General features: G+C 58.7%; 14 protein-coding genes. 12 read left to right on the top strand and 2 right to left on the bottom strand.

Features of this window, described 5'->3' with window-relative positions:
• The first annotated feature begins 64 nt into the window (after window positions 1-64).
• The 6 genes from GZH47_RS08510 (at window position 65) to GZH47_RS08485 (ending at window position 6,027) form a co-directional block, all read left to right on the top strand.
• Window positions 65-1,066, top strand: a complete 1,002-nt coding sequence (locus tag GZH47_RS08510) for a zinc-binding dehydrogenase (protein WP_162639699.1) — start codon at window positions 65-67, stop codon at window positions 1,064-1,066.
• Between the two features lie 223 nt (window positions 1,067-1,289).
• A complete protein-coding gene (locus GZH47_RS08505) occupies window positions 1,290-1,931 on the top strand; it encodes a thioredoxin family protein (RefSeq protein ID WP_162639698.1) in 642 nt (213 codons plus the stop codon).
• 84 nt (window positions 1,932-2,015) lie between these two features.
• Window positions 2,016-3,272: a M20 metallopeptidase family protein gene (locus GZH47_RS08500; RefSeq protein ID WP_225446404.1), complete on the top strand. Its 1,257-nt coding sequence runs from the start codon at window positions 2,016-2,018 to the stop codon at window positions 3,270-3,272.
• Window positions 3,273-3,358: 86 nt separating this feature from the next.
• A complete protein-coding gene (locus tag GZH47_RS08495) occupies window positions 3,359-3,874 on the top strand; it encodes a GNAT family N-acetyltransferase (protein ID WP_162639697.1) in 516 nt (171 codons plus the stop codon).
• Window positions 3,875-3,970: 96 nt separating this feature from the next.
• A complete protein-coding gene (locus GZH47_RS08490; protein WP_162639696.1) occupies window positions 3,971-5,047 on the top strand; it encodes an LLM class flavin-dependent oxidoreductase in 1,077 nt (358 codons plus the stop codon).
• Window positions 5,048-5,253: 206 nt separating this feature from the next.
• Window positions 5,254-6,027, top strand: a complete 774-nt coding sequence (locus tag GZH47_RS08485; protein WP_162639695.1) for a transglutaminase domain-containing protein — start codon at window positions 5,254-5,256, stop codon at window positions 6,025-6,027.
• Window positions 6,028-6,065: 38 nt separating this feature from the next.
• Here the strand turns inward: GZH47_RS08485 and GZH47_RS08480 are convergent, their stop codons facing one another.
• Complete coding sequence (locus GZH47_RS08480) at window positions 6,066-6,956, bottom strand: AraC family transcriptional regulator (protein ID WP_162639694.1); 891 nt, start codon at window positions 6,954-6,956, stop codon at window positions 6,066-6,068.
• A gap of 137 nt (window positions 6,957-7,093) precedes the next feature.
• On the opposite strand from GZH47_RS08480, the gene GZH47_RS08475 reads away from it, so the two are divergent.
• Window positions 7,094-9,463 (top strand): alpha-L-rhamnosidase-related protein, encoded by a 2,370-nt coding sequence (locus GZH47_RS08475; RefSeq protein WP_162639693.1) that lies wholly within the window; start codon window positions 7,094-7,096, stop codon window positions 9,461-9,463.
• 801 nt (window positions 9,464-10,264) lie between these two features.
• On the opposite strand, the gene GZH47_RS08470 is transcribed toward GZH47_RS08475, so the two are convergent.
• The gene (locus GZH47_RS08470) at window positions 10,265-11,431 is read right to left on the bottom strand and encodes a conserved virulence factor C family protein (protein WP_162639692.1); all 1,167 of its coding nucleotides are present in this window, start codon (window positions 11,429-11,431) and stop codon (window positions 10,265-10,267) included.
• Window positions 11,432-12,105: 674 nt separating this feature from the next.
• Between GZH47_RS08470 and GZH47_RS08465 the strand changes: the two genes are divergently transcribed.
• The 5 genes from GZH47_RS08465 to GZH47_RS08445 all read left to right on the top strand — a co-directional run bounded on the left by GZH47_RS08465 (window position 12,106) and on the right by GZH47_RS08445 (window position 17,480).
• Window positions 12,106-13,029, top strand: a complete 924-nt coding sequence (locus tag GZH47_RS08465) for an MBL fold metallo-hydrolase (protein ID WP_162639691.1) — start codon at window positions 12,106-12,108, stop codon at window positions 13,027-13,029.
• A 70-nt stretch (window positions 13,030-13,099) separates the two neighbouring features.
• Complete coding sequence (locus GZH47_RS08460) at window positions 13,100-14,722, top strand: ABC-F family ATP-binding cassette domain-containing protein (RefSeq protein ID WP_162639690.1); 1,623 nt, start codon at window positions 13,100-13,102, stop codon at window positions 14,720-14,722.
• Between the two features lie 216 nt (window positions 14,723-14,938).
• Window positions 14,939-15,433 carry a zinc-ribbon domain-containing protein gene (locus GZH47_RS08455; protein ID WP_162639689.1) on the top strand — a complete coding sequence of 165 codons (495 nt, stop codon included), beginning with the start codon at window positions 14,939-14,941 and terminating at the stop codon, window positions 15,431-15,433.
• A 205-nt stretch (window positions 15,434-15,638) separates the two neighbouring features.
• Window positions 15,639-15,875, top strand: coding sequence for a hypothetical protein (locus tag GZH47_RS08450; RefSeq protein WP_162639688.1), 237 nt, complete (start codon window positions 15,639-15,641; stop codon window positions 15,873-15,875).
• 321 nt (window positions 15,876-16,196) lie between these two features.
• The gene (locus GZH47_RS08445; RefSeq protein ID WP_162639687.1) at window positions 16,197-17,480 is read left to right on the top strand and encodes a C40 family peptidase; all 1,284 of its coding nucleotides are present in this window, start codon (window positions 16,197-16,199) and stop codon (window positions 17,478-17,480) included.
• Window positions 17,481-17,521 lie beyond the last annotated feature (41 nt).

Below are 17,521 nucleotides of genomic sequence, written 5' to 3'. Positions count from 1 at the left end.
AGGACTGAACTAGAATGAGGACTGGACTAGGACGCAGGACGCTCAAACAAGGAGGATGGCAAAAGTGAAAGCAGAAGCTGTCGTATTCGACGACCGGGAGCGGGTGTCATTCAAGCATGTCGAGGTGCCCGAACCCGGCGAGCATGACGTTGTCGTCGAGGTCGAATATTCGTGGATCAGCATCGGAACGGAGTCGTCTTACTTACGCGGCGAGCGGATTTCGGGCGAGGTGCCGTACCGTCCCGGCGATCCTTGGCCGTTCCCGCAGGTGGCGGGGTATCAGAAGGTCGGCGTGGCGACGCGGGTTGGCAGCGCCGTAACGCATATCCGTCCGGGAGACCGCGTGTTCGCGACCGTGAGCCGGATCGAAGGGATGTTCTTCGATTACGCCGGCCATGTGAACCCGGCGGTAACGGACGGCAGACAAGTGTGGAAGCTGCCAGAAGGCGACGTTCCGGCCGTCGCTTACGCCGGCGCCGTATTGACGCAGGTCGGCTACAACTGCGGCAGCCGTCCGCCGGTCGAACGCGGCGACACGGCAGTCGTCATCGGCGACGGGCTCGTCGGCCAATGGGCGGCGCAGACGCTGCATGCGCGCGGCGCGGCCGTGTGCATGCTGGGCCGCCGGGAAGACCGGCTGCGGCTGGCGGAAGCCGGCGGTTATGCGCGGCCGCTTCATACGCGTGCCGTAGACCCCGCCGAAGAGCTGCGAAGCGCGGGCGTTTCCATCGGCATCGTCGTCGACACGGTCGGCAGCCTGGAGACGTTTCGCGCGCTGCAACCGCTCATGAAGCACGACAGTCATCTCGTCTCGGCCGGTTACCTCGGCGAGAGAGGAGGCATAGACATCCAGACGCTGCGCGAGCAGGAGATCACGCTGCATACGCCGTCCGGCTGGACTACGCCGCGCATGGACGAGACCATCCGCGGCATTGCCGAAGGCTGGCTGAAGACGGAGCCGCTCATTACCCACCGGTTCCCGGCGAGCGAGGCCGCTGCGGCCTGGCAGCTGATTACCGCCAAGGGAAGTCCGTGCTTGGGCGTGATTTTGGAGTGGGGATCCTAATCCGCGTATTGAACCGTTCAATGCTTCGATAGAAAAAGCTTATTAGACGATCGGGCCGTTTACATGTAACATATCCTTAAAACCCAATCAGATTAATCGGTTTTAATGAAGGCCCACTGGATGACCGGAGGCCGGGACCGCTTAAGCATGCGCTTAGGTGGTTTCGGCTTTTTTGAGCATTTCACATGTTGAACGATACCGCGTGTAGAGAGGATGACGGAACATGGCTGGATTTCCCAAGAACCGAATTTCACGAGAACGGCAGGAGCAGGCACTGAGAGAGTCGCTCTCCTTCGGCGATTTTATTGAAAGCGCACAGGCGAACCGGGAAACGCTTCGCGAGAATTACGCGGCCTATGAGCTGAACGAGCAGGATCTGGATTTCTTCGCGGAGCTGGAGAAGCCGGTCGTCGTCCTGGCGCTGGCGCATGACTGGTGCGGCGACGTGGCTGCTAATTTGCCGCTGTTCGCAAGATTGGAACAGGCAACCGGCAAGCTGAACCTGCGAATCATTCCGCGCGATCCCGGCAACCGCGATATTGCCGACTTATATCCATACAAGGACGGTCAAAGCCGTATCCCGACCTATCTGTTCTTCAGCGAAGCCGGCGAAGAGCTCGGCTATTTCATCGAACGGCCGGACGATATCACGGTGCTGCTTAAAGTATGGCAGGAACAGTTCTGGACTACGCATCCGGAGCTCGAGGGCCGCGGCAAGCCGTTCGGCGAATTGGCGGAGGACGTTCGCGGGGCGCTGCTTGCCGACTTGAAGACGCGGCGGCAGGAAGTGAGGAACTTGGAGAAGTCGGCGATATTGGGACATATTCGCGGAATTCTGTCCCCGCAAGCGGAACGCGCGGTTTAAGCTGGAACGAGTGATCAAATTCGGATCGACGGATAGGGCTGTATGAAGATGAACTTCACAGATACAAGACGAAAAGAGGATATAATGATGACGTTGAACGCGTTGTTCGACGGAGCCGGCAAACCAGCCGAAGCCGCTGCTTATGAGCGCGAGGTTGAAGCCGAGACGATACGGCTGCGGCGGGATTTTCACCGTCATCCGGAGACGATGTTCGGCGTTGACCGAACCGCGGCGGAAGTAGCCAAGCAGCTGATCGCGTACGGCCTTGAAGTGGAGCAGGGAGTAGGGAAACATTTCGGCAAAGGCGTCGTTGCCACGCTTCGCGGCTCCCGTCCGGGCCGAACCGTTCTGCTGCGCGCCGACATGGACGCGCTGCCGATCCAAGAGCAGAACGAAGCGCCGTATCGTTCGGCGTCGGATGGCGTCATGCACGCCTGCGGCCATGATGCGCATATGGCGATGCTGCTCGGCGCGGCGAACATGCTCAGCCGATATCGCGGCGAACTCGCGGGAACCGTTAAATTTGCCTTCCAGCCTGCAGAGGAAGGCGCGCTTCCGATCGAGGACGGCAGCATGGTCAGCGGCGGGCGGGATATGATCGAGGACGGTCTGCTGGATGACGTCGATCTCTGCTTCGCCCTGCATGTGTGGCCGGAGCTTCCGCTTGGCACCGTCGGCGTTCACCGTGCCTATGCGATGGCGGCCTCCACGCATTTTCGCGTGGCGTTCCAGGGCGTCTCCGGTCATCACGGCACGCCGCATCTCGCGGTGGATGCATTGCTGATGGCGGCGCAGTTCGTGACGGAAATGAAAGTCGCCATGGCCTCCGAAATCAATCCGCTGGAGCCTGGCGTACTGTCCTTCGGCACGCTGCGGGCAGGCACGGCGCTGAACGCGATTGCCGAAAACAGCGAAATAACCGGTTCCTACCGGGTATTCGAGGAGGAGACCGTACTGCGCGTCCGGGACGCCATCGTGCGCAGGTCTTCCGCGATCGCCGCTTCGTTCGGAGGCGGCAGCGAGGCGCGTTTTCGTCTCGGCACGGCGCTGAAGAACGATCCACGGGCCGCGCAGCTGGCGCTTACGGCTGGAACCGCCGTCTTCGGCGCGGAGCGGGCGCTGGCGCTGGAACAGCCAAGCCTGGCCGGCGAAGACTTCGCCCTCTATTTGAAGAAAGTGCCCGGCGCGTTCGCTTTTCTCGGCTCGGGAACGCCCGCATGCAAGCAACCCTTGCATCATCCGAACTTCGATATCGACGAACGGATGCTGCTCGCAGGAGCTAAGCTGCATGTGCGGTTCGTGCTGGAAGCGATGGCAAGCAATGACGTGCAGGAGCGCTAGCGGGTAATCGGAGAGCGAGCACGAAATGACTATACCGAGGTACGATCTATTCCCAGCATGACGACAACAATGATGAGGTGAATCCGATGAGTGAACAATACAGACTGGCTGCCGAGGCGGATGCGGAGCGGCTGCTTGCTATTACGTACGACGCTTATGTAACGATTCGCGAACTGGAGCTGCACTGGCCGGCGGCCAATGCGGATTTGGCGTTGATTGTGGACAACGTGCGTACCAACGATTGCTACGTGCTGGAAGTCGACGGGGATATCAAAGCGACGGTGACGCTGTCCAAGGGGAACGAGCTGAAGGGCTTGACCGATTTGCCTTTTCTCAAATGGTTTGCGGTCGATCCCGCCTGCCAAGGGCAAGGCTTGGGCGGCAAGCTGCTGGATTGGGTGGAGCGGACGGTCACGGAACAATTGCAGGTTTCTGGCGTGACGCTCGCGACGGCCGAGAAGCATCCTTGGCTGCTGCCCATGTATGAACGGCGAGGGTATGAGCGGTTCTATGCTTTCGATCCCGGCAACGGCGACGGCATGATGCATCTGCTGCGCAAAACGGTCCATCCGGGCAGGCTGCAAGCGAGTCCGAGCTCGTAAATTCAGGTAGTCGGGGCCATGCGGCCGCTGCGGACGCGACCTGCAGTTACAACAACCCATGTACGAGAGAGATCATGCGGTAAGGAGGCGGGCGGCTTGAAAATCGCGGTGTTCAGCCTAATCATGAATATGCCGAACGCGGTAACGGGGGAATCGCTGACCCCTCTAGCGAAAATCAGCAATGTTCTGCGGCAGGCGATTCTGACGGAGTCGCTCGGGTTTGACGCTTACGGCATCGGCGAGCGCCACGGTGCCCCGTTTCTGTCTTCGTCGCCACCGGTCATGCTGGCTGCTATCGCCGCCAGTACCTCGCGGATTCGGCTGCTGACGACCGTCACGGTACTAAGCGTGCTCGATCCCGTTCGCGTGGCGGAGGACTATGCGACGCTGGACCACTTGTCCAGAGGACGGCTCGAACTGGTAATCGGCAAAGGAAACGATCCCCGCCACTACCCGCTCTTCGGAATCGCCGAAGAGGATCAGTGGGAGTCGCTGGCGGAACGCTACGGGCTGCTCCGAAGATTATGGGACGAGGAGAACGTGAGCTGGGAAGGGCGCTTCCGGCCGAAGCTTGCCGGCGTTACGACGCAGCCAAGACCGCTGCAGCAGCCGATCCCGGTCTGGCATGGCAGCGCATCGAGCACGCTATCGACCGAACTGGCGGCCAAGTATGGGGAGCCGATCTTCTCTTCGAACGCTTTTCACCCGATGGCGAAGTACAAAGCGTTGATCGATCATTACCGCGAGCGCTGGGCTCATTACGGACGCGATCCCAAGGATGCCGTCGTCGGGGCCGGCTCCGGCAGTTTGTATATTGCCCGAACGCCGGAGGAGGCGCTGCGGAGGTTCCGCCCCTATTATGAAGCGATGCAGGCGACCGCGGCCGCGCAGCATAACCAGTCGCCGTTCCGGGATCTGGAGGATGCGATTGCGAACGGACCGGCTTTGATCGGCAGCCCGGAGAGCGTCATCGAGAAAATCCTGGCCTATCGCGAGGCTTTCGGAAATGGCGTGCTCAGCATCAGCGTGGACGGCTTGACCGAAGACGAGCAACGGGAGCAGCTGGCGTGGTTCGCGGAAGAGGTGGCACCCGTGCTGCGACGCGAAGCGCCAAGCAAGGTCTGGGAGAAACGGCCTTCGGCGGGTGCGGTCGAGGAGTTGCCGATTCAATGAGTGGAAGGTTGCAGCGATAGCCTATAGGCCAGTGTACGAAGGATGCCCATGCGAAGGGTATCCTTTCTTTGCGTTGCAGCCGGATTTGGCGCTCGCGGACCGCTCGCAGCAGCCAGAAGACGAATAGCGAATAACATGTTCAAGCCCCACATATTCTGGGTATAATAACAAGAAGATATGGAAACCGGAAGCAAGGAGGGGGACGCATGTTGAGGTGGCTGATTAGACTCGGAATCGCCGCGATCCTGATTACCGGACTGGGCTCGCAATTCTACGGCATCGGCATGGCGTCCTCCGAACAGACGCTGGACCAGCTGCGCGCGTCGATCTTCACGCAGCTGGAAGAGCGGAAGACCGATATCAGCTTCGATTACGTCGGCGACCGCCAAGAGCTGTCGGCGCAAATCGGCTCGCTGCTTCGGGAAGTTTTTGCCGAGGACGATTACGCGGCTTACAACGTGGATGCGTATCTGTACACCATTCGCACATGGAACGGAGCGGCCAAGATCAATCTGTCGGTCACGTACCGTGAATCCGCGGAAGAAATGGCGGTCGTAGACGGGAAGATACGAGAACTGCTGCCGGGTATATTGAAGGATGCCGTAGGCGAGCAGCAGCAAGCGAGGGCCATCCATGACTGGATCGTCACCCATGTCGCTTACGATACGAACCTGGAGCACTACACCGCATACGATGCGCTGACCTCGGGAACGGCGGTATGCCAAGGGTATTCGCTGCTGGCTTTCCGGATGCTGGAGCTGGCGGGTTTCGAGACGAGAATCGTCGAGGGCAGCGTAGATTCCGGCAGTCATGTATGGAATCTGGTCAAAGTGAACGGCCGGTGGTACCACATGGACGCAACCTGGGACGATCCCGTGCCCGACCGCGCGGGCCAAACGAGCTATGCGTATTTTCTGAAAACAGATGCGCAAATGAAGCAGGATCACCGGTGGACGAAGCCGTATCCGGCAGCGGGGTGACGGCTCGGAGCCGTCTCGCTCGCGAGGGCAAGAGGGCGCTACCGTGGAATCGCCAGCGGCTGCTGCGGGCCATAATCCGTCTCAGCAAGCATTGTCGTCCCGCCATCGCCGGATATGGCCGCCTTCCGAAATTCGCCAGGCGTCATGCCGAAGCGCCTGCGAAACTGGGTGCGGAAATGTTTCCCGTCCACGAAGCCGCATTCCAGCGCCGCATCCCGGATCGGCGCATCGCCGGACCGAAGAAGGCTGCTGCATTGCTCCAGCCGATAGGCGTTGACGAACCCGGCGAAGCTGTCGTGCAGCTGGCTCCGGAACAAGCGGTTCAGGGAACTGCGGCTGATGCCGAGCTTCCCGGCCGCATCGTCGAGTTTGATTTTATCGCGGTAATGCAGGTGGACGTACTCGATCGCCTCCTGCAGAAGCCGCGTTTTTTTTCGTTTGACGTAGTCGACTCCCTCGTCCTGTTCGCCTTGACGGCCCAGTTCAGCCAGCAGCGCGAGCAGATATCCCCGGAGCTTGGTGAGATAAGCCGGTTTCTTGTCCTCGTATTCCCGCAGCATCGTCTGCATCAGATATTCGATTTCCATCCCGTCGCTGGCAAAATATTTGCGGCTCGAAAGCAACGTGCGGACGTCGTAATCGATGAAGGCAGGCATGAACATGCAGTCGATCCACTCAAAATGCGGCGTGATCGGCTCGAACGCATGCATGTCCCCGGCTTGAATAACGAACACATCCCCGGCCCCCGCACGAAACGTCTTCTCGTTCAGCCGGTGCACCGCTTTGCCGGAACGGACATAGAACAGCTCGACGAAATCATGCTTATGCCAGCTGACCGATTGATAGATGTCGTTGTTCAAATGGTGAATGCGGATTCGTTCCTCCGGATGAATAAACTGCGCTTGCGTAAACTTGGTTTCCTCCGTCATGCGTGCGGCCTCCCACTCCACTCATTCTGAACCGATATGCCCCATGAATGATTCGATAATCTCTCTTCCCTTCGTTTTATCTCTCTATAATGAGAATGTCAAGCGTTTACATGACCATACGCGGAGGGAAAACGACGATGGAGCACCGGCATACATGGACGGCTGCCTGGATTTGGCCAAGCGGCGACAGCAATAACGGATCTGCACGCAAGCAACAACGCACCTTCTTCAGAAAATCATTCCTTGTCGCCAATCCCGCCGAGTCGAAACTGAGGGTGGAAGTAACGGCAGACAGCAAATACCGTCTTTACGTGAACGGTACTTTCGTGCTGCGCGGGCCTTGCAAGGGCGATGATTTCAGCCAATATTACGATACGATCGATCTCGTGCCTTTCCTGCGCGAAGGCAGCAACGTCATTGCGGTGGAAGTGGTTCACTATCCCCGTATTCTGGTCGGCGGCCCGTCGGAGGGCGGTCCGATGTCCGAATGGCGTTCGGATATCGGCGGCTTGTGGCTGCAGGGCAATCTGCAAGACAAGAACGGCGAGGTGCTGGAGAAGCTCGATACCGACGGCTCGTGGCTGATGACGGGCAGCGCTGCGGTCCACATTCAGAGAGAGACGCAGACGCTGTTCGTGGGCGGTACGGAAGAGGTGCAGGGCAGCCTGATTCCGGCTGACTGGCGCCAGGCCGAATTCGACGATTCTTCATGGGGCGTTTGCGGCAGGCCGATCGAGCCGCTGGACCGTTTCTGGGGCCAGCTTCTTCCGTGGCAGCTGAAGCCGCGGCCGATCCCGGAGCTGCGGGAGACGGAGCGCTCGTTCACGCGCATCATGCGCGCATCCGGCATCAAGGGGGATGCGGACGTGAATGCGATCTTCCCGCTGCGCTTGAATCCGGGCGAATCCGTCTGGCTGGAGCTGGATGCCGGCTTGCTCACGACGGGGTATGTGCAGCTGGACGTATTCGAAGGCGGCGGGGGACAGATCGATCTCCTCTATGCGGAAGCCTATGAATACGAACATCCCGAAGAGCATGGCGGGCAGAAGAAAACGGTCCGCGACGATCCCGAAGGCAAAATCCTGATCGGCAACGAGGACCGTTACAGCCCTGCGGGCTGGGGACGTCCAGGCAAGCCGGAAACGTATGAGCCGATGGGCCGCCGCGCATTCCGCTTCGTCCGGGCCGTGCTGAAGGCAGGCGATGAGCCGCTCACGCTCGCGAGTTTGCGCTGGCGCGCAACGAGTTACCCGCTGCAGGAGCTCGGCGGCGTTCGCACGTCCGATCCGCTCACGGACGATATGTGGCGCATCAGCTTGAACACGCTGCGCAACTGCATGCAGGACACGTACGAGGATACGCCGTACTACGAGCAAATGCAGTACATCATGGATGCGAAATCGCAGGCGCTGTTCACGTATTCGGTCAGCGGGGACGACCGTCTGGCACGTAAAACGATTTATGATTTCCACAGCTCGCTGATTCCGTCCGGCATGCTGCAAAGCCGTTATCCGTCCGTGGACCGCCAGGTTATTCCGGGTTTTGCGCTGTATTGGGTTCAAATGGTGCACGATCATTATGCGCATTTCGGCGATGCGGCGATGGTCCGCCGGTATTTGCCGACGATCGATGCCGTTCTCGGCTGGTTCGATCGCTTGGTGGAGGACGGGCTGGTCGGTTACATTCCCGAGCCGTATTGGGCATTCGTCGACTGGGTGGAAGCCTGGCATCCGACGGCGGGCGCTCCGCCGGCTAGAATGCACGGTGCGCTGACCGCCTATAATCTGATGTATGCCATGACGCTCCAGCAAGGCGCCGTTCTGAACGAATCGGCAGGCCGCACCGACACGGCGGCCGAATACCGGGCACGCGCGCAAGCCGTGAACGAAGCGGTGCTCGCCGCTTGCTACGACGAGGAAAGCGGTTTGTTCCGCGACGGCCCTTCCGTTGCCATGTTCAGTCAGCATTCGCAGCTGTGGGCGGTGCTCTCCGGAGCCGTGGAAGGCGAAGCGGCGGGCGAGTTGATGGATCGCATGCTGGCGCGTACGGACTTGGCGGCGGCTTCCTTCTCCATGAGCCACTTCTTGTTCCGCGCGCTCGCGAAAGCGGGACGCTACGGCCGGACCGAGCAGCTGTGGCAGGTATGGAAAGATCAGATCGCCCTCGGGCTTACCGCATGGGTGGAGGATCCGGTGCATCAGCGCAGCGACAACCATGCGTGGAGCTCGCTCCCGCTGTACGAATACCCGGCGGAGACGCTCGGGGTGAAACCGGCCCGGCCGGGTTTCGCGTCGATCCGCATCGAGCCGAAACCTGCGGGACAGACCTGGGCCGAGGGCGTCGTTCCGACGCTGCAAGGCGAAGTGCGCGTTCGCTGGGTAATCGCGGGCAGCAAATTCGTGCTGGACGCGGAGGTTCCGGCAGGCGTGCCGGTCGTCGTCGTTCTTCCGGACGGCACGGTGCATGAGCAGGATCAGGCTGCGTTCCGGGTGGAGTGCTCGGTTTAGCGCTGGAACTGGAAAACAAAGACGCTTCCAAAACCACTTGTGCGTGGGATTGGAAGCGTCTTTTTGCGATATTCGAGCTCGGCAGGAGGCTGCCGTGCAGAGGCTGCAAAGCAGAGGCCAAAGCAAATGCCTGCGTTTGCGTTGTATTATGCGCTGCGGTGGAGGTCGGCAATTTAAGCGCGATGCAATCGTGACGCGCTCGTGCCAATGCTGTCTTTGCTGCGCATACTCGCCGAATCGTCGCATTGCGGAAGCGGGCAACAGCGCAGATATGAAACGTTGGCGCCCGACGCCGATAGTGCCGCGGAAACACGATACCTCATCACGTTAGACTACTGTTGATTGCTGGCTGGCCGTCTGACTGACCGATCTGGCTGACCGTCCACGCTAACGAATCGAATGCACGCTATTGGGCCGTTTTAGGCAACTTTTGCAAGTTAACGAACCCTAGCAGCGCTATTTGGCAGAAATGAGCCGATTTCTAGGCTTTTTCACCGATTTCACTAATATAAGGTGTCCTAGATTCGTTACATTTTACAAAGAACTCTATTTGGCCGATTAAGGTGCGTACGATTCGTTAGAATGTTACATCGTGCCTCGGATAGGGGAGAAGAACTTCGACTTTGCTGCGGATGAGGACCACTCGCCGCGTTAGTCGCCCCAATTCATGCCGTAGGCTTCGCTGCAGATGAGGCCCGGGCCGCTTGCCGTGTTCGCCGCCGCCATCCATACCATTGTTTTTGCTGCCGAGGACGGTTGCGCGCCAGCATTCACGCCGTCGCCATTGATACCGAGTAGGAACTACTCGACGGTCCCTCCATCGCCGCCTTCGCGGCTGCGCGTCATCTGCTGCCAGACGGATCCGGCTGCTTCTTCGCCGCGCTGGATGCGTTCCAGCGCGATGCGGGCCTGCAGGCTGACCTCGTATTCCGGGTCAGACGCGGCTTGTTCAAGCGCCTCGACGGCCGTATCGTCGCCGGCCTCGTAGAGGAAGCGCGCGGCGCGCCAGCGGACCAGCTTGTTGCGGTCTCGGAGCGCTTCGATCATCGGTCCGACGGCGGCGGGGTCGCCGAGATCGGACAAGGTGTCGCCGGCGGTACGCCGGACGGATGCCGAGGCGTCACGCAGCGCAGCGAACAGCAGCGGCATCGACTCCGGCAGGCGCAGCTCGCCGAGGTAGACGACGGCCAGCCGCCGGATGGAGGCGTTGTCGTCGGCAATGGCCTGAGCGAGCAGCGGCAGCATCTCCGGCGTCGGCGCCGTGCGGTTCAGCGCCTCGTAGCGGACGGACCAGTCCGCGTCCGCCAGCCGCTCCGTTAGCTGCGCTGCCGTCAGCGGCGCCGGGCGCACGGCCGGCGGGGCTTCGCCCTCTGCCGAGGCGCCGAGCGCGAGCGCCGCCTCGACGAGCACTTCCAGCCGCTCCTGCGGATAGGCGGCTTCCAGCTCGCGCACGAGCTCCGCGGCAATTTCCTCGGGCTCACCGTATCGAACGCCGAGCTCCTCCAGCTTCCGCTCGCGGATCATGGAAGCGGCGGCCGCGCGGGTGACCGCCTCCGTGAATGCCGCGGGCATCGCGGCGCGCGACTCGCCGCCCGGCGTGCGCACGCGCACCTGCATCGGGATCCCCCGATACAGCTGCACGAACGCGTGGGCTTCGCCGAAAGCATCGGCAGCGCCGGGCCCGCCGACATTACCGGCTCCGCCGGCCTCGCCGCTCTGCAGCAGCGCCCGCGCCGCGGTCAAAATGCGCTCCCAGTCCGCCCCCGGCTTCCGGTCGAGCGCGATAAAATCCGCCGTGCGGAACAGTCCCCGCACGCCTTCAATGGCAAGCAGGCTGCGCAGCGGTTCCGGCGCGCCCGAAGCATCTGCGGGCGCATAGCTCAAACGCTGATTGGGCGCAAGCTTCTCGTCCACGTTCAGCTTCATCGTATTCGGACTTGGCGTAGGTTCAATGCCAATCAATTTCATCAGATATACCTCCGTATCACAGACATGCATGCCTTTCCAGTGTAAACCATCCGGCAGGCGATTCACAAACCGCGGATGAACCAAATGAGCTGCACCCCGTACACTACATACTCGAAAACGCAGCGAAAAACGAGAAAGAGCTGCACCCCGTACACTACAAGTCAGCAAACGTGGCCAGCGGTGGTATAGGGTATGAGGCAAGAAGTATGAGGCACGAAGCAAGAAGCATGAGGCATGAAGCACGAGGCAAGAGGCATATGGTATGAGGTCTGAGGTGGTTACGAGGCAAGCGGCAAGCGGGCATAAGGCATGCTAGCCGGGAGAACTCTTACAAACTGAAGGTCCAAGAATGCCAGCCATACTCCCACAATCCCGCCATTCCCCCAACCACCCCGCCAGCTCTACTCCTGCAATCGCGCGATTCCCCCGACCGCCGAGTCAGCCTTACTCCCTCAATCCCCCAATCCCCCAATCCCGCAATCCCCCATTCCCCCATTCCCCCAAATGTTTCGCCTCCCGTTCACATTCCGTGACTTTTCCGCCCCCCTTGCCGTTTGATTAATAGATTTAAGATTGGTATCTTTGAAAGAGAAGAGAGAGCGCTCCGGTGCCGGAACTCCCCCATTGACGAGAAGAGCACCAGGAAGCCAGCCAACAAATGGGAGATGTGAGAGATGCGCTACACCAATTCAGACCCTGCTGCCGTACCTAAAACATTCCGGGAAGTCAGACAATGGCGCAGACAGCGCGGCGGCAAAATGAAAGACAAAGACTATTCGTACCAAGTGCCCTTCGTCGACCCGGACCTCGTATACCTGCACGGCAATTCAACCGAGCCAACGTTGACGTGGGTCGGCCATTCCACGTTCTTCATGCAGCTCGCCGGACTGAATATCATCACCGATCCGATATGGGCGGAGAAACTGGCATTCCATAGACGGCTGACGCGCCCGGGGATCAGCGCGGCCGACGTTCCGCCGGTCGACGTCATTCTCATCTCGCATTCGCATTACGATCACTTGAACATCGCTTCCCTGAAGCAGCTGACCGGCAGCAAAGTGCTGATCGTGCCCGTCGGCCTGGCCGACAAGCTCCGCCGCAAAGGCTTCTCGTCCATCATCGAGCTGGACTGGTGGCAGTCGGCCGAGGTAAGCGGCGTGAAATTCACCTTCGTTCCGGCGCAGCACTGGACGAGAAGAACGCTGGTCGATACGAACTCCTCGCTCTGGGGCGGGTTTGTCATCGAGTGCAAGGATGCGCCGACCGTATATTTTGCGGGAGATAGCGGGTATTTCGACGGATTTAAGCAGATCGGGATGCGATTCCCGGACATCGACGTGGCGCTCATGCCGATCGGCGCGTACGATCCGGAATGGTTCATGGGGCCGCAGCACGTAACGCCGGAGGAGGCGCTCAAGGCGTTCCGCGATACGGGCGCGCGCTGCTTCGTGCCGATGCATTACGGCTCCTACAAGCTGGCGGACGATACGCCGCGCGAAGCGCTCGACCGGTTGGAAGCGGAGATGAACCGGCTGCGGCTTACCGCGGAAACCGTACGGATTTTGCCGCACGGGGAGACTTGGCAGCTAAAGAAGTGAGCATCGCCCAATGGTTATGTGCTATAATGGTGTGATGAGTAACATTATTAGCGAAGGACGGGATACCTGAATGATCAGTACAAGCGGCATCACGCTTCGATACGGCAAACGTGCGTTATTCGAAGATGTTAATATCAAGTTCAACCCGGGCAACTGCTACGGCCTGATCGGCGCGAACGGCGCGGGCAAATCGACGTTTCTGAAGATTTTGTCCGGCGAAGTCGAGCAGTCTCACGGCGAAGTGCATATCACGCCGGGCGAGCGCATCGCGGTTCTGAAACAGAACCATTACGAATACGATAACTTCCTCGTGCTCGAGACGGTCATCATGGGCCACAAGAAGCTGTATGAAGTGATGAAAGAGAAAGACGCGATCTACGCGAAAGCGGAATTCACGGACGAAGACGGCATGCGCGCAGGCGAGCTGGAAGCGGAATTCGCCGACATGAACGGCTGGGAAGCGGAATCCGAAGCGGCAGGCATGCTGAACGGCCTCGGCATTCCTCCTGAACTGCACGACAAGCAGATGGCTGAGCTCTCCGGTAACGAGAAGGTTCGCGTATTGCTGGCGCAAGCGTTGTTCGGCAATCCGCAGATCCTGCTCCTCGATGAGCCTACCAACCATCTCGACATGCAGTCGATCGAATGGCTCGAGAACTTCCTCGGCAGCTACGAAGGCACCGTTATCGTAGTATCCCATGACCGTCACTTCTTGAACCAAGTTTGTACGCATATCGCCGATATCGATTTCGGCAAAATCCAGATGTACGTCGGTAACTACGACTTCTGGTACGAGTCCAGCCAGCTGGCACTCACGCTGATGCGCGACAACAACAAGAAGAAGGAAGACAAGATCAAGGAACTGCAAGCGTTCATTCAGCGCTTCAGCGCCAACAAATCCAAATCCAAGCAGGCGACTTCCCGTAAGAAGCTGCTTGATAAAATTTCGCTCGACGACATTCGTCCGTCGAACCGGAAATATCCGTTCATCCACTTCAAGCCGGAACGCGAAGCAGGCAAACAGCTGCTCCTGACGGACGGTTTGACGAAGGCGATCGACGGCACGAAGCTGATCGACAACTTGACGATCGCGATCAACAAAGGCGACAAAATCGCCCTCGTCGGTCCGAACACGCTGCCGAAGTCGCTCTTGTTCCAACTGCTCATGGGCGAAGTCGAAGCGGATGCCGGCACGTACCAATGGGGCATTACGACGACGCAAGCTTATTTCCCGAAAGATAACGCGGAATACTTCGACGGCGTGGAATTGAACCTGGTCGACTGGCTGCGCCAATACTCCAAGGATCAAGACGAAAGCTTCATCCGCGGCTTCCTTGGCCGGATGCTCTTCTCCGGCGACGAAGCGCTGAAGAAAGCAAGCGTCCTGTCCGGGGGCGAGAAAGTACGCTGCATGCTGTCCAAAATGATGCTGTCCGGCTCGAACGTGCTGCTGATGGACGAACCGACCAACCACTTGGACTTGGAATCCATCACCGCGCTCAACAACGGATTGATCGATTTCGACGGCACGCTGATCTTCACCTCGCATGACCATCAGTTCGTGCAGACGATCGCGAACCGCATTATCGAAATTACGCCGAACGGCATTATCGACCGGATTATGACGTACGACGAGTACCTCGAGAGCGCGGAAGTCAAAGCGCTGCGCGAGCGCATGTACCCGGCTGAATAATTTTGCTGAATAATGACTGGACAAGAGACCGTACTCCCGCCGAGTACGGTCTCTTTTCGTAGTTCTTGCTCTCCGGCTGCCCTCATACGATAGGAAGGGAACGGCTAATCGGGGATTGCCGGGCTTTCGTTTAACGGACGTGAATCAGTGCGCCGGTTGTGGTAAAATAAGCGAAAGCGACAAAGCTAGACGAAATTATAAAGGAGTCGATTTTTTATGTCCTTTTTCGATAAAGTCAAGCAGGGGGCGTCGGATGCAGCGAAGAAAGCGCAGCAGACCGTCGAGATCACCAAGATGAAAGCGCAAATTTCCGGCAAAGAGAAGGATATCGAGCGGCTTTGCGCCCAAATCGGCGCAGCGGTGTACCGCGGTCATCAGGCGGGAGATATCGCATCCACGGAGCAGGAAGTCATGGAATGCTGCCATCAAGCGGATGAGCTGCATACGGAAATCAAGCTGCTCGAAGAACGGATCAAATTAACCCGCAACGAGAAAACCTGCACATGCGGCAAGGTCGTCACGCTCGAAACGCGTTTCTGTCCGGACTGCGGCGCTTCGCTGGCCGAAGAGCCGAAAGCCGCGCATACGACCGTCGGCGAAATCGTCGTGATTTGCAATCAATGCCATACGGAGAACGAACTGAACGCGAAGTTTTGCGTTTCCTGCGGAGCGGGCCTGAACAGCGGCTCGGCTGCCGAAGAGGTTTATTAATCGCAATCATCGGCCTCCTAACGTAAAGAACGCCATTCTTTCATCTTAAACGAGCAGTCTTGGACGCGCGCTTCCCGCGATGCGAACCGAGGCTGTTTTTTTTCTGCCGCCCCCTGTTTCGAACGAGTGCTGATATGGGTAATATCGGGATATATATAATAATGTCCATGTAAATGAACGATTAACTTAATGGGAGGCGTTTACAATGCTGGTACCCGTGGAGTCCAAGCAAATCGCATTCTGCTCGTACAATGAAGATGAATCATCCTTGTATCTGTACTATCATACAGGCGATGTAGCCATTTTCTCTTCGATCGGAAAGCAGGAATACCAGTCCGTAATCGATTCCCCGAACCGCTATGACACCTTGATGAATCTGATGAAGAAGGGCCAGACCGAAGGGCCGTTACCCGAACTGTACGAGGAATTTGAACAAAACTAGGCGGACGCGAACAGTTGGTATTATTTACATGTTGCGGCATTGTTCGTTGGGGAATGGGACTTTGGGCTTTGTCGTAGGACTTCAGGTTAATGGTTTGTAAAGGAGTTATTCATAACGAATATGCGCGTTTCAGGTTCAGACGTCCCGATGGGGGCGTCTTTTTTGATGGGAACAGATCCCGCACATGGTTCAAATTAACTATTCCATGTTTCGACAAATGGGACAGGCGGTCGATATGGCGTTTCGGACCGGTTCCGTACAATGAAGACGTCAAACCGATATTAATCCTTCCAAACCACTTGATCGAGAAAGGGAGAGCGTATGAAAAAGAGTACAGCTTTGCTAGCAACCCTCGTCCTGAGCGCTTCGCTGCTTCTTCTGGCAGCGGCTTCCGCTGCGACAGCTTCGCAGACCGTAGGACAAGTTCAGTCCAGCGTCAGCTTCCGCAGTCTTCCGTCCACTTCGTCGACCGTGTACAAGTATTTGAAGCAAGGCGAACAGGTTGTCATATTGGAGCAAGTGAACGCGTATTGGTACAAGGTCCAAGACGTGACCGGCGCGATCGGCTATATCTCCGCAGACGATAAATATATCGAGATCGTCGCGAGCGGCAGCAACGGCAGCTCCGCGGCCAACAGCGCGACCATCGCGGCCTCGGTCTCGTTCCGCACGGGTCCTTCGACGGATAACGCGCGTATCCGGTATTTGTCCAAAGGGGAGAAGGTGACCATCACGGGTCAGCCGAACAGCAGCTGGTATGCAGTCACGGCTGCCGACGGCACCAAAGGTTACGTTAGTTCGGATCCCCAATACATAACGGTAAACGGCACGATCACACAGCCAGGCGGCAGCACATCCGGCGGTTCCGGCGCCGCGACAGGCAATGCGACGATCGTCGCTTCCGTCTCGTTCCGCACGGGCCCGTCAACCGACAACGCGCGGATTCGTTACTTGTCCAAAGGCGAAACGGTCACCATTACGGGACAGCCGAACAGCTACTGGTACGCGGTTACGGCTGCCGACGGGACCAAAGGCTACGTAAGCACGGATACCCAGTACATTAAGGTGACCGGCAGCATCCCTTCCGGCAACAATACCGGCAATAGTTCCGGCGGCAACGCTTCCGGCGGAACGGGCGGATCCAATTCGGGAAGCTCGGATCAGGCCGTGATCATCGAACGCGTCATCGCCGCGGGCATGAAATATTGGGGCACGCCCTATGAGTACGGCTCCGATCGCAACACGACGACCACCTTCGACTGCTCGGATTTCGTACGTACCGCATACCGCGAGGGAGCGAACCTGACACTGCCTTCCGATTCGCGCAAACAAGGCGATTACGTGCGCAATCTCGGCAGCGTGAAGACGGACTGGCATCAGCTGAAGCGCGGGGATCTCATGTTCTTCATGGATTCCAAGGGCACCAGCGCAGCAGCGTACGCGAACGTGAACAAAGCGGCGGAGACCATTACGCATGTCGGCATTTACTTGGGAGACGGCCAAATCCTTCACACCTACTCCACGGCATCCGGCGGCGTCAAGACAAGCGTGATCGCGGGCTCGCAGTGGGAATACCGGTTCTTGTTCGGAGGCAGCGTGCTGTAGGACGCGCCATTCTAGCATCTTCGCATTAACTTATACTAGTA

The organism is Paenibacillus rhizovicinus, from assembly GCF_010365285.1.
Taxonomy (GTDB): Bacteria; Bacillota; Bacilli; order Paenibacillales; family Paenibacillaceae; genus Paenibacillus_Z; species Paenibacillus_Z rhizovicinus.
This window is presented reverse-complemented; position numbering and strand designations above follow the sequence as displayed.